Annotated in this window: 12 protein-coding genes; 5 read left to right on the top strand and 7 right to left on the bottom strand. The window is 70.3% G+C overall.

The window, feature by feature from the left end; translation table 11 throughout:
- Positions 1-69 precede the first annotated feature (69 nt).
- Genes thyX through V6D00_02965 form a run of 4 tightly spaced genes read left to right on the top strand, consistent with a single transcriptional unit; the run spans position 70 to position 3387 of the window.
- On the top strand, positions 70-963 hold the full coding sequence (gene thyX, locus V6D00_02980; protein ID HEY9898125.1) for an FAD-dependent thymidylate synthase: 894 nt from the start codon (positions 70-72) through the stop codon (positions 961-963).
- Between the two features lie 2 nt (positions 964-965).
- Entirely contained in the window at positions 966-1325 is a 360-nt protein-coding gene (locus V6D00_02975) for a hypothetical protein (protein ID HEY9898124.1), read from the top strand.
- Positions 1326-1363: 38 nt separating this feature from the next.
- A complete protein-coding gene (locus V6D00_02970; GenBank protein HEY9898123.1) occupies positions 1364-2629 on the top strand; it encodes an HD domain-containing phosphohydrolase in 1266 nt (421 codons plus the stop codon).
- 11 nt (positions 2630-2640) lie between these two features.
- Positions 2641-3387 (top strand): 16S rRNA (uracil(1498)-N(3))-methyltransferase, encoded by a 747-nt coding sequence (locus V6D00_02965; protein HEY9898122.1) that lies wholly within the window; start codon positions 2641-2643, stop codon positions 3385-3387.
- A 4-nt stretch (positions 3388-3391) separates the two neighbouring features.
- Here V6D00_02965 and V6D00_02960 read toward each other — a convergent pair whose 3' ends face one another.
- Genes V6D00_02960 through rapZ form a run of 5 tightly spaced genes read right to left on the bottom strand, consistent with a single transcriptional unit; the run spans position 3392 to position 9428 of the window.
- Positions 3392-4816: a tetratricopeptide repeat protein gene (locus V6D00_02960; protein ID HEY9898121.1), complete on the bottom strand. Its 1425-nt coding sequence runs from the start codon at positions 4814-4816 to the stop codon at positions 3392-3394.
- A 7-nt stretch (positions 4817-4823) separates the two neighbouring features.
- Entirely contained in the window at positions 4824-6272 is a 1449-nt protein-coding gene (locus V6D00_02955) for a tetratricopeptide repeat protein (protein ID HEY9898120.1), read from the bottom strand.
- Positions 6273-6287: 15 nt separating this feature from the next.
- On the bottom strand, positions 6288-7199 hold the full coding sequence (gene whiA / locus V6D00_02950; protein ID HEY9898119.1) for a DNA-binding protein WhiA: 912 nt from the start codon (positions 7197-7199) through the stop codon (positions 6288-6290).
- Positions 7196-8512 (bottom strand): gluconeogenesis factor YvcK family protein, encoded by a 1317-nt coding sequence (locus tag V6D00_02945; protein ID HEY9898118.1) that lies wholly within the window; start codon positions 8510-8512, stop codon positions 7196-7198. The genes whiA and V6D00_02945 overlap by 4 nt, the downstream gene beginning before the upstream one ends.
- 7 nt (positions 8513-8519) lie before the next feature.
- Positions 8520-9428: an RNase adapter RapZ gene (rapZ, locus tag V6D00_02940; GenBank protein ID HEY9898117.1), complete on the bottom strand. Its 909-nt coding sequence runs from the start codon at positions 9426-9428 to the stop codon at positions 8520-8522.
- 169 nt (positions 9429-9597) lie between these two features.
- Between rapZ and V6D00_02935 the strand changes: the two genes are divergently transcribed.
- Positions 9598-10392, top strand: coding sequence for a Cof-type HAD-IIB family hydrolase (locus V6D00_02935; protein ID HEY9898116.1), 795 nt, complete (start codon positions 9598-9600; stop codon positions 10390-10392).
- Here V6D00_02935 and V6D00_02930 read toward each other — a convergent pair.
- Complete coding sequence (locus V6D00_02930; GenBank protein ID HEY9898115.1) at positions 10389-11672, bottom strand: S8 family serine peptidase; 1284 nt, start codon at positions 11670-11672, stop codon at positions 10389-10391. The genes V6D00_02935 and V6D00_02930 overlap by 4 nt on opposite strands.
- 24 nt (positions 11673-11696) lie before the next feature.
- Positions 11697-12991, bottom strand: a 1295-nt coding sequence (locus V6D00_02925; protein HEY9898114.1) for a DEAD/DEAH box helicase, incomplete at its 5' end; no start/stop codon positions are given.

The following is a 12991-nucleotide window of genomic DNA, read 5'->3' as shown; positions in this document are numbered from 1 at the left end:
CCTCTCACGGGGGGCGCCATTTTGTTCGGGTGCCTTGCCCTTGCCGCGCTTGGGGGCTAGCATGGAGTCATGACGAACCATTCCGTTGCCGCCCGGCCCATCCCCACCACCGAGCAGATCCTCCAAGGCGAGCCGATCCCGGTCCTCGACCATGGCTACATGCGCTACGTCGCCCACCTGGGTGACGACCTGATGCCCCTGGAGGCCGCCCGCATGAGCACGGGCAACCCGACCGGGGTTGACGAGGCCAAGGACGCGGCCACCCGCGACTTCCTCTGGCGCCACGCCCACGCCACCCCCTTCGAGATGGCCGTGCTCCAGATCGAGGTCCAGGTCCCCATCTTCGTGGCGCGCGAGTGGCACCGGCACAGGACGCAGAGCTTCAACGAGTTCTCGGGCCGCTACGCCGAGATGCCCGCGCTCTACTACCAGCCCTCCACCGAGCGGGTGCAGGGCCAGTCGACGACCAACAAGCAGGCCTCGGGCGAGGGCCTGGACGATGCGGCCAAGACGGCCTACCTCGATTCGATCGCCGAGGACCAGGCCCTGGTTCGTTCGCACTACGAGGGCTACCTCGAGGCCGGGGTGGCCCGCGAGCTGGCCCGGATCAACCTGCCCCTGAGCCAGTACACCCGCTTCCGCGCCCAGGCCAACCTCCGCAACTGGCTCCACTTCCTCAACCTGCGCATGGCCCCCAATGCCCAGCACGAGATCCGGGTCTACGCCCACGAGGTCGCGCGCCTCATCCGGCTGCTGTGGCCCAAGACCTACGAGGTCTTCGCGGAGCACACCCTGGAGGCTGCGACCCTCAGCAAGGGCGAGCGCTCCTTGCTTCGCGAGGTGCTCTCGGACGCCCTCGGGATCGCCGACGGCCCGGAGCTCGCCGCCGCGCTCTCGGGGCGCCTCGGCGATCGCCTCGGCGCGAGCCGCAAGCGCGAGCTCCTCGCCAAGCTGGGATTGTAGCCGTGCAGATCCCAGCCTTCCTGCTCAAGCAGATGTATCGCGAGGGCAGCCTCGCCAACCACCCCGAGGGCTTCTGCTTCGCCGTCCACAACCACATGATGAGCGCGACCATCGTCGCCATCGACGCGATCGCGGTGGGCGGTGAGGCCTTCGCCCCCGAGGCCCTGACCTTCTCGGCTTCAGGCGAGGTGCGCGGCGGCCACGAGATCAGCCAGACGTGCCCGGTTCCCTTCGCCAAGGGGGTCACGGTCACGGTCTCGGTGCGCGGCGAGGCCCTGGAGCCGGGCGAGCACCACCTCACCTTCCGGGTGCGCACCGGCGAGTTCGGCCCCATCCACCTCGAGGTGACGGATACGCTATAATCCTTGTTCGAGCCCCTCGACCTCGTGAGGAGCCCCGCGTGACCGAACGGAAACTCATGCCCCAAGACCTGGCGCCCGGCATGGTCCTTGCCGAGCCGGTTTGCCATCCCTTCACGCGGCAGGTCATCTGGACGAGCGGCACGGCCCTCACCCAGCAGCACATCACCCTTCTTCAGCGGATGGAGCTCAGGGCCATCAGGATCATCGACCTGGCGGATCGGCCCAGGGCCGATTTCGAGGTCAAGGGCGAGGCGGCCGAAGTCCTCTCGCAGGCCGTCGCGCCGAGCGAGCCGGTCAAGTCCCCCCCGAAAGAGCCGCCGGTCTTGCGCTTCACCAGGCCCAGCGCCCACGGGACCACCTCGACCACGCCCACCCAGCCGGCGCGTCCGGCCGCGGGGCCCACCGGCGCCCCGGCGCCGAGAGCCAGCGCCAAGGGCACCCAGTTCAAGCCCCAGGCCATCCGCAACGAGGTGCTCGAGCGCAACCTCCAGACCATCAAGCACCTCCACGACCAGGTCAAGCAGTCCAACCGGATCGACATCCAGAGCGTGGACCAGTCGGTGCAGACGACCATCCAGCGGATCGTCACCAACAAGGAGCTGCTCAACAGCCTGATCGACCTGCGGGTGTACGACGAGTACACCTACTCCCACTCCTCCAACGTCATGAGCCTCGCGCTGGTCGTGGGGGCCGCCATGGGCTACGCGCCCGAGCGCCTGCGCATCCTGGGGATCGGGGCCCTCTTGCACGACGTGGGCAAGGCCATGATCCCCGAGAGCATCCTGCACAAGCCGGGCAAGCTGACCGAGGAGGAGTTCAACATCATGGCCACCCACCCGGCCAACGGCATCATGCTGCTGTCGGGCTACTCCTGGGCGACCACCGACATCAAGAACGTGGTCTTCCAGCACCACGAGAAGTTCGACGGCTCGGGCTACCCCATGAAGCTGAGCGCGACGGGGATCTCCGAGTTCGCCCGGATCGTCTCGGTGGTGGACGTCTACGACGCCCTCATCTCGGATCGGCCCTACAAGAAGGGCCTGCCCCCCAACGTGGTCTACCAGGCCATCATCAACGGTGCGGGCAACCACTTCGATCCCAGGATCGTCCAGGCCTTCGTCAAGTTCATCGTCCCCTACCCCGTCAACTGCCACGTGGAGCTCAACACGGGCCAGATCGCCCGGGTCGTTCGCGTGACGCGGCCGCACCTGATGCGGCCGGTCATCGAGCTGGAGGGCAACCTCGTCGACCTGGCCAAGGATCCCCGGCTCTCGATCGTCCACATGCACAAGCCCGCCCCCTGAACAGGACCCCCATGCGCGATCTTCCCCGCTTCTTCCTGCCCCCTGCCCAGTTCCTGGGCGAGACTCTCGTCCTGCTGGACGAGGACGCCAACCACGCCGCACGCGTCCTTCGGATGAAGGAGGGCGAGGCGCTCTACGCCCTGGACGGCCGGGGGATGCTCTACCACGCCGAGGTGAGCGCCATCGACAAGCGCACGGTGACGTGCCGGGTGACGGGAAAGGAGTCCGCCGGCGGCGAGCTGGGCGTGCCGGTGACCCTGGTGCAGGGCCTGCCCAAGGGCGACAAGTTCGAGTGGATCGTCCAGAAGGCCACCGAGCTGGGCGTCAGCCGCATCGTGCCGGTCGTGACCGAGCGATCGGTGGTGAGGCTCGAGGGCGATCGCGCCCTGGACAAGGTGCGCCGCTGGCAGGCGATCGCCAAGGAGGCGGCCGAGCAATGCGAGCGGGCGCTGGTGCCCACCGTGGAGATCCCCGTCCCCTTCCGCTCCTGGCTTGCCGGGGCACAGGACGGTCCCGTGACTCGACTTGCCTGCCTCGAGCGCGAGGGCAGGCTGCCGCTCGCCAGGGCCATGGCCCTTCACGGCGCTCACCCGGCGATCGAGCTGGTGGTGGGGCCCGAGGGCGGCCTGGCTCCAGCCGAGGGGGAGGCGCTCGTCGCGAGCGGGGCGATCGCCGTCACCCTCGGGCCCCGCATCCTGCGAACCGAGACGGCGAGCCTTGCGGCCCTGGCCATCGTGGGATCCGCGCTCGAGGCCTGATCGCTCAGCGCCGTTTCGGCTTTCCGGGCGCCGGGGTCCCCGGCGCCTTCGGCCTGGCCGGAGGCGCCTCCGGCGCGGGTGCTTGCTCGGCGGCGCGCTTTGCCATCATGGCGGCGATGGTCTCGTGGGCGCCGTCGCCAGTCGCAGCCTCGTCGGTCGTCTGCTTTCGCGTCCTGGCCATGAGCGAGGCCATCGCCTCGAGGGACGGGCGCAGCATCTGGTCGAGGGCGCTGGTGATCTTCTCCTTGACCGTCAGGGGCTCGGGCGGGAGAGGGGGCACGGGCCTGAGCGGGGCGGTGAAGGGCTGGGTCTTCGGGGCCTGGCGCGAGGCGAGGGAGAGGGTGCCCGCGGCGTGGCTCGTCAGCGGGGCGGTGGGCATGTGGGCGGGGGCGCGCTGGGGAAGGGTGCTGCGATCGAGCTGGCGTGGCGGCTCGAAGTCGCGCGGCAGGTTGGCCGCGTCGATTGCCGGTGCGGCCGGGGGCCTGGCTGGGGCCTTGCCCTTCTTCTTGGCGCCGGTTCCGGCCGTGGATCCCGCCGCCAATCCGCCCGCGGCCTGCGAACCGAGCTTGGCGAGCGCCTCGTTCGCCAGCTGGGCGTACTTGGGGAACTGCGCGGCGCGCTGCCACAGCTTGATCGCCTTCTCCTTGTCGCCCTGGCGATCGCACAGGCGCGCGGCCGCCACGTAGGCCATCTCGTTGTCGGGGGCCATGGCGATCACCCCCTCGAAGGCCTTGATCGCCTGATGAAAGTCCTTCAGGTTGGCGAAGGCGCGCCCCAGGCCCTCGTAGACCTCGAGGGTCGGATCCTGCAGCTGGAGCACCCGGCAGTACTCGTATGCGGCCTGGCGAAAGTCGTTGAGCCGCAGGGCGCAGTGCCCCAGGAGCAGGTGGACCGGCGCGAAGTCCTCCTGCTGCTGGATGATGAGGTAGGCTTGCGAGGTGGCGCGCTGAAGGTCCCCCGCGTCGTAGGCGGCCTGGGCCAGCTGGAAGCGGGCGGCGACGGCCTTGGGGTCGTTGCGCAGGGCCGTGTTGAGGGCCTTGGTGGCCTCGTCGTACCGGCCCTTCGCGCGGTGGATGGTCCCGATCAGGATGTAGGCGTCGGTCAGGGTGGGATCGAGCGAGATGGCCGCCGAGAGCTCCTCGAGGGCGGCCTCGTGATCCCCCTGCTGGAAGCGGCACTCGCCCAGGTAGTACCGGGTCAAGGGGGTGCTTGTCAGCGCCATGGCCTGCTCCAGGACCCGCGCCGCCTCGTCGAAGGCGCCGGTGCGGGTCTTGCAGCGACCCAAGAGGGCGAGCGCCTGGGCCTGGATCGCGGGGTCCTCCCCGGTGACCCTGCCGAGGGCCGCGATGGCCTCCGGGTAGGCCTGGGCCTGGAAGGCGTCGGTCGCCGCCTTCAGCAGATCCCGGTTGCTCGGACCTGGGGTCGCCATCGCTCAGCTAGCCCTTCGGCTTGGGGCGGGGTGTCGTAGGCTTGGCCGGCGCCCCGGGCCCGCCCTGCTGGGGCGGCCGGGCGGGGGGCTGCTGCGGCCGGGTCGGCGCGCTCGGGCTCGGCGGATGAGGGGCGTTACCCGGTTGCAGCTTGGCGAGGATCCCGGTCTTGACCTTGTTGACCACGTCCGGGTTGAGGCGATCGGTCACGCTGCGGACCATGGCGTTGGCCGTCTCCTGGACGCCCGAGAGGTCGATGGCGTCCTTGAGCGGGGTCCGGTCGATGAGGCGGTTGAGACCGTCGAAGAGGTTGTCGAGCGGCGCGGTCGGGGGGGCCTGCTGCGGCAGGGGCCGGGGGGGCAAGGGACCCGAGTTGCTGGTCGGGGTCTTGCCGAGCGGGGCGGTCTTGCTCGCGCCGATGACCCGGCCGGGCGCCTGGGAGGGCAGCGACTTGGGCAGCGCCTTGCTGTCGATCATCTTGGGCGGCGAGAAGGAGACCGCGGGGCCCTTGGGCTTGGCGGCGCTCGCGCTCTGGGCGCCCGGCTTGGCGCCCTTCTTCCCCTTCTTCTCGGCCTTGGGGGCGGGAGGAGCCTCGGCGGGCAGCCCAAGCCGCACCAGGGCGTCGCCCGCGAGCTGGGCCGAGTTGGGGAAGCGCAGGAGCTGCCGGAAGTACTTGCCGGCCGTCTCCTTGTCGCCGTGGCGCTCGGCGAGGCGCGCGACGGCCGAGAGCGCCAGCTCGTTGTCGGGCTCCATCTCGATGGACGCCGCGAACGCCTGGATGGCCTGGGGCAGGTCGTGAAGGTGCGCGAAGGCGCGCCCCAGCGACATGTAGATCGCGGCGTCGGGGCCGTTGAGCTCGAGCACCCGGCAGAACTCGACGGCGGCCTGGCGGTAGTCGCCCAGCTTGAGGGTGATGTTGGCCAAGAGCAGGTGCGCCGGGGCGAAGTCCGCCGAGTGCTGCAGCACCAGGTGGGCCTGGGCGGCGGCGCGCTGCATGTCGCCAAGCTCGAAGGCGACCTGGGCGATCTGGTAGCGCGCGACCACCGCCTTGGGGTCGTTCTTGAGGGCCTTGTCGAAGCAGGGAACCGCTTCCTTGTACCGCCCCGCCTCCTTGCGCACCACCCCGAGCAGGATGTAGGCGTCGGTCAGGGTCTCGTCCGACTGGGCCGCGTTGGAGAGGCACGACTCGGCCCCCTCGCGATCGCCCATCTGGTAGAGGCACTCGCCCAGGTGATAGAGGGTGCGTGCGCTCTGGCGGGTGTTGTAGGATTCCTCGAGGCAGATCCGGGCCTGGTCCAGCTGCCGGGTGCGCGCGTAGGCGCGGCCCAGCAGCAGGAGGGCCTGGGCGTAGGCCGCAGGGTCCTTGGCGGTGACGTGGCTGAGCGTGGCGATCGCGGTCGCGTCGTCGCCCGCCTCGAAGGCCGCATGGCCGGCTTTGAGAATTTCCTGGTTGGTCATCGAGCGTCTTATACCCTACTGGTGCTGCGAAGAATCAGCGCCATCGGCCAGCTGGGCGATCCTGCGCAGGCGGTGGTTGATGGCGGACTTGGAGAGGGGGGGAGAGTGGAGCTCGGCGAGCTGGGCGAGGCTCGCGAAGGGGTTCTCGCGCCGGATCGTCGCCGTCTCGACGAGCTCGGCGGGCAGGGCCTTGAGGCGGCCGGTGTTCTCGAGCGACTCGATGCGGGCGATCTGGTCCTGGGCGGTCGAGACGGTCCGGTCCAGGTTCGCGGTCTCGCAGTTGACCGCCCGCTGCACGTTGTTCTTGAGGTCGCGGCTGATGAGCAGCTCCTCGAGGGCCAAGAGGGCGGGCACCGCCCCCACCAGCGTGAGGAAGGTGGCGATGTCCTCGCTCTTCTTGACGTAGGCGGTCCAGTGGGTGTGACCCGAGCGGCGGTAGTGGCCCGCCTTGACCCCCTCGTCCTGGAGCAGCACGACGATCCACGAGCTCAGCTCGCCCGAGGCGGTGAACTCCAGGTGGTAGGCCCGCTCGGGGTTGACGATCGAGCCGCACCCGAGAAAGGCCCCGCGCAGAAAGGAGCGGCGGCAGCAGGATCGGCGCCGGATGGTGCGCTGCAGCTCGTCGAGGCTCATGACTCCGGCGAGCCCCTCGGCGGGGATGGGGAGCACCAGCCGGTAGTGGGCCCCGCGCTGCGAGGGATCGGGGTCGTGCAGGTGGGGGACGACCCCGAGCGACAGCTTGGCGAGCTTGAACAGGAGCCTGGCCACGGCGCCGTTCTCGAGCGAGACGATCAGGTGACTCTCGGCGGCCTCGGCGGCGCACACCGACAACAGGGCCAGCAGCAGCGCCTTCTGGCAGCAGGGCCGGTCGGTCTCGACCTGCGCGAGGTGGCTGCGCACGTCCTGGGAGAAGGTCGGCGCGCTCATAGCCAGCCCTTGCTCTTGGCGGACCACTCGGCCTCGGTCGGGAAGGGCAGGATCTTCTCGCCCGACTCCTTTCGGGCCTTGATGAGCCACTCCACGATGGCCCTGGCGAGCGCGGCGGGGTCGTGCCGCACCAGGTCCCCCTCGTCCAGCAGCTCGGCGCTGAAGCCCTCGACGCCCAGCTGCTTGCAGGCGGCCGCGTCGAAGGAGACCGGGTGCTGGCCCCGGGCCTCGTACTTCTCGAGGAGGCGCTGGGGCAGATCGCGGTTGACCAGCACGTCCTTGAAGAGCTCGGGGCCCCCCAGGCGCTGCAGGGCGCGGACGTGGTCCGACACCGCGTAGTGGTCGGTCTCTCCGGGCTGGGTCATGACGTTGCAGACGTACAGCCTGGGCGCCTTGCTCGAGACCAGGGCGTCCACGATCTCGGGGATGAGCAGGTTGGGGGCGAGGCTGGTGTAGAGGCTGCCGGGCCCGATGATGATCGCGTCGGCCTCCTGGATGGCCCGGATCGCCTCGGGAAGGGCGGCGGGCGCCTCGGGCTCCGCGCGCATCATGGCGATGGGCGACGGGCTCCTCGAGATCTCCTGCTCGCCGCGGACCACGGCGCCGTCCGCGAGGATGGCGATGAGCTCCATGGCCTCGAGGGTCGCGGGCAGGACCTGGCCGCGGACCGCGAGCACGCTGCTCGACGCCCGGATGGCCTGCTCGAGGTCGCCCGTGATGTCGGCCATGGCCGTGAGGAAGAGGTTGCCGAACGAGTGGCCCAGGAGCGAGGTCCCCGCGGTGAAGCGATAGTCGAAGAGCTTGGTGAGCAGCTCCTCCTCGCCCGCCAGCGCCGTCAGGCAGTGGCGCAGGTCGCCGGGCGGCAGCACCCCAAGCTCCTCGCGCAGGCGCCCGCTGGAGCCGCCGTTGTCGGTCATCGCCACGATGGCGGTGATGTTGTCGGAGTAGGCCTTGAGGCCGCGCAGGAGCGTCGAGAGGCCGGTGCCGCCGCCGATGGCGACGAGCTTGGGGCCGCGCCGCACCCGCTGGCGGTGGAAGGCGTCGAGTAGGCGGGGCGGGGCGGGGTGCAGCACCCGGACCACCTCGCGGATGAGGCGCCTGGCCCCGATGAAGGCGATCACCGCCCCCAGGGCCAACAGCCCGATCCCCTCGAGGGCGGTCGCCACGCGCGGCTCGCGCCCTCGCAGCTCCATGAGCACGAAGTAGGTCAGGAAGATCACCCCGGTGTTGCTCAAGAGCACGCCCAGCAGCGCCAGGGAGATCCAGCGCTTGATGCCCAGGCCCGGGGTGAGCCAGCGAAGCCAGTGTCGCATGGCCGCTTCAGGCGCCCGCGCGGGTCTGCTGGTCTGCGCCGTAGTAGTCGGGGTGCCGCGCGATGTCGCGGTGCTCCTCGACCACCGGGGTGTCGCCCCGGCGCAGGTAGTCGGCCAGGTAGTGGGCGATCGCGACCGAGCGGTGGCGGCCGCCGGTGCAGCCGATGGCGATCGCCAGGTGGGTCTTGCCCTCCTTGCGGTAGTGGGGCACCAGGAACGAGACCAGGTCGATGAAGCGCTCGAGGAACTCCAGGGTGACCGGGTGGCTCAGCACGAAGTCCTGCACCTTGTCGTCGAGGCCGGTGAAGGGCCGAAGGTCCGGGTCGTAGTGGGGGTTGGGCAAGAAGCGCACGTCGAAGACGAGGTCCGCGTCCATGGGCGCTCCGTACTTGAAGCCGAAGCTCTTGACCGTCACCTGCATGGACCCCTCGACCTGGTCGGTCTGGATGAAGCTCGCGATGAGCTTCTCCTTGAGCTGCTTGCTGGTGAGGTCCGAGGTGTCGATGATGACGTCGGCGGCCGCGCGGATCTCGGCGAGGCGATCGCGCTCCTGCTTGATCGAGTCGACGAGGGTGGCCTCGCCCCACAGGGGGTGGCGCCGGCGGGTCTCGCTGAAGCGGGTCAGGAGGATGTTGTCGGAGGCCTCGAGGAAGACCACCGTGGTGGGGTAGCCCTCGGGCTTGATCTGGTCGAGGACGTTCGTCAGCTCGTCGAGGAAGCTGCCGCCGCGCGAGTCCATCACCACCGCGATCTGGGGCATGCGCGGGTAGGTCAGCGCGATGAACTGGGGCAACAGGGGCGGGATCAGGTTGTCCACGCAGAGGAAGCCCATGTCCTCGAAGCAGCGGATGGCGAGGCTCTTGCCCGCCCCGGACAGGCCCGTGACGATGAAGATGGCGTTCTGGCGGGCGCTCATGGCGGGGGACCTCCTGCCGAAAGGGAAATGCGGCGCTGGCTCGGGGCGGCTTCCGATTATATCACGGCGCCCCGCTTTCCCCCGAACCCCGTGCGAGGCGCGGGCGCCGCGGCCATCTGCTAGACTGGCGTCATTCCCGCCGCACGATTTTTCGAAATGGAGCCCGAGCATGCGCCCCAAGCTGATCGCCACCGACCTCGATGGGACGTTCATCGGGCGCGACCTCGAGGTCTCCGAGCGCAACCGGCGCGCCGTGCAGCTCGCCCACGACGCCGGGGTCCACTTCGTGATGGCGACCGGTCGCATGTACCGCGCCACTTTGCCCTACGCGCGGGCCTGCGGGGTCAAGACCCCGCTCATCACCTACCAGGGGGCGCTGATCCGGGACCACCTCACCGAGGCGGACCTGTGGCACCGCACCATTCCGATGGGGCTCGCGCGCGAGACCATCGAGGTTCTCAGGGGCTCGGGCTTCCACCTCAACCTGTACGTGGACGACGAGCTCATCGTCGAGCGCATGAGCCCCGAGGCCGAGCTCTACTCCAGCGTCTCGCGGATCGTGCCCAAGGTGGTGCCTTCCCTCGAGGGGGCCCTGACGGCCGAGCCGACCAAGATCGTCGCCATCGCGAAGGCCGATGAGGTCCAGAAGTGGGTCCCCGCGCTGCGCGAGCGCTTCGGCGACAGGCTCTACGTCACCGAGTCGATCCCCATCTTCCTCGAGATCGCCAACCCCACCATCCGCAAGAGCGTCGCCTTGGAGCACGTGGCCGAGCGACTCGGGGTCTCGCGCGAGGAGATCGTGGCCTTCGGCGACGGGATGAACGACCTGGACATGCTCGCGTACGCGGGCCTCGGGGTGGCGATGGGCAACGCCCCCGACGCGGTGAAGGCCGTCGCCGACCGCGTCACCCACCACGTGCGCGAGGACGGGGTGGCGCGGGTGATCGAGGAGCTCTTGAGCTAGGGCTTCCGGGTGCTGGTCTGGATGGCTGCAAGGGCGTCCACGCAGCCTGCGCCGTACTGGGGATCCACCCCTGTAACCCCCAGGTCGCGCGCGCTCGAGGCGATCCACTTGCGCAGCGTCTTGGCCGATGGCGGGCGCGAGGGGTGGATGAGCAGGGCCAGGAGGCCACTGACGTGGGGAGCGGCCGCCGAGGTGCCTCCGAAGCGACCGTAGCCGCCGATGGTGAGTGCCGGCACGTCGTCGGCCGGCGCCGTCACGGTCACGAACGTCCCGTAGTTGGAGTAGCCGGCGCGTCGATCGTCGCGATCCAGCGCCCCCACCGCGATCAGGCCCTCGAAGCCCGGCTCGACGCTCCAGCAGGCGGGATAGGTCTTGACCGGGCGATCCCCGATGTTCCCCGCCGCCGTCACCACCGCCACGCTGCGCTCGAGCGCGTAGCCGACCGCGTCCTTGAGGGCCTGCAGGCCGCTCGACGTCAGGCCGTCCTCGCCCTCGGTGAAGCCCAGGCTCATGTTGAGGACGCTCGCGCCGTGGTCGACCGCCCAGACGATGCCGGCCGCGGCATCCGCCGCGCGCACCGCGCCGCTGTTCGCCACGTTGACCTTGACGGGCATCAGGCGCGCGTTGGGGGCCACCCCCGCGAGCCCCTCGCCGTTGTGGGTGGCAGCCAGCGCGATGCCCGCGACGGCGGTCCCGTGCCCAAGGTCGTCCTGGGGCGCGCGCGACGGGTCCGAGACGTTGTGGCCGCTCACGAGCTTGGGGGAAAGCTCGGGGTGCGCCAGGTCGCAGCCGGTGTCGAGCACGGCGATGACCGCGTCCGAGGCGCCCTCGCGGATCTCCCAGGCGTCCGCGACGTTCATGCGCTGCAGGTCCCACTGGTCGTCGAAGCCCGGATCGTTGGGGATCGCCCGGGAAGAATCAGGGGCGGGGTCGCTCACCCGGCCCGCCACGTCCCGCTCGACGTAGCGAACTCCAGGCTGGTTTGAGAGCGCTTGCAGATCGTCGGCGTCGGCGCCGTCCACGCGGTAGGTCGCAAGGCCAAGGGCGCCCAGGTGGCGCACCAGCACGAGCCCGTGACGCTTGCCGAGATCGGCGGCCTGGGCGGTGCTCATCCCGGAAACCCCCACGTTGACGCGGGGTGCTCCCGCCTTCGAGGCCACCAGCATGCCGCCGAAGCGATCGCCCGTGGTCACGCTGAGCGTGGCCGCAAGGGGAGCTTGGCAGGCAGCGGTTGCCGGCAAGAGAGCCAAAAGGATCAAAAACGAGCGACGAATCCTCATGCATGAGTTGTCGCTCGCGGGGCCTCAGGGCTTGCGTCGATCCCTTCGATCGGGCCGGTCCTCGTGCCAGTCCAGGTGGCGCGAGATCTTGCCCTTTGGCGGCTTTTCGGGCTTCTCGCTCGTGCGTCTCTGTGGGCTTTCGCTCGGCGCGATCGCCTCGGCGGGAGGTCGCCACGCGCGAACGGGCTCTCCCGTGCCGCTGCGCGCGGGGGCGACCTTGAGGGGCTCGAGCGGCAACTCGGCGCGCAGCCGCTTGAGGGCGTCGAACTCCTCGCGGTAGCTGAGGGTCACGGCCCGGCCCGCTCTGCCCGCGCGGCCCGAGCGGCCCGCGCGGTGAACGTATTGGTCCACGTCGGGCGGCACCGCGTAGTTGACCACCAGGTCCACCTCGGGGATGTCGAGCCCGCGCGAGGCCACGTCGGTGGCGACCAGGATCCGGTAGAGGCCGTCGCGGAAGCGCGCCATGGTCTCGTTGCGGTTGACCTGCGGCAGATCGCCGCTGAGGTAGGCCGCGGCGATCCCCGCCTGGCGCAGGCGCATGGCGACCCGCTTGGTGTCCTCCTTGAGCCGGACGAAGACGATGGCCTGGCCCGGCTCGTCCTGCAAGAGCCGGATCAAGATGGGCAGCTTCTGGTCCTTGGGGGCCGCCACGTGCTGGTGCGTGAGGGTCTTGGCCGTGGCGCTCGGCATGGCCGGGTCGGCGCCTTCCTGCTCCTTCATGGTCGAGGCCGCGTAGGCCTTGACCTCGGGGCCGACCGTGGCGGAGACCAGGATGGTCTGGCGATCGCTCGGCAGCGCCGAGAGGATGCCGTCCAGGTCGTGCTTGAAGCCGCGCAGCAGCATCTCGTCGGCCTCGTCGAGGACGACGGTGCGGCAGTGCTTGAGCATCAGCGCGTCGCGGCGCACCAGGTCGTGGACCCGGCCGGGCGTCCCCACCAGCACGGCGATCCCCTTTTCGATGACCTTGAACTGGGGCTCGATGGCCTCGCCGCCGACCAGCGCGTGGATCGAGGGGCGCCACTTGCGCGCCGCCTCCCGCAGCACGTCGCGCACCTGCAGGGCGAGCTCGCGGGTGGGCACCAGGACCATGGCCCGGGGGCGAAGGGGGGTGCCGGCGATGGCGTTCAGCAGAGGAAGTCCGTAGGCGAGGGTCTTGCCGGTGCCGGTCTCGGCCTGGATCACGGCGTCGCGGCCCGCGAGCAGGGCCGGGATGCTGGCGGCCTGGACGGGGGTGGGGTGTTCGAAGCCGAGCCGCGCGAGGCCGGCGAGCAACTCGGGCCGCAGGCCGAGCGTCTCGAAGCCGGGGGGGGATGGGGTCA

Origin of the sequence: Pantanalinema sp. (genome assembly GCA_036704125.1) — a bacterium.
Lineage (GTDB): Bacteria > Cyanobacteriota > Sericytochromatia > S15B-MN24 > UBA4093 > JAGIBK01.
This window is presented reverse-complemented; position numbering and strand designations above follow the sequence as displayed.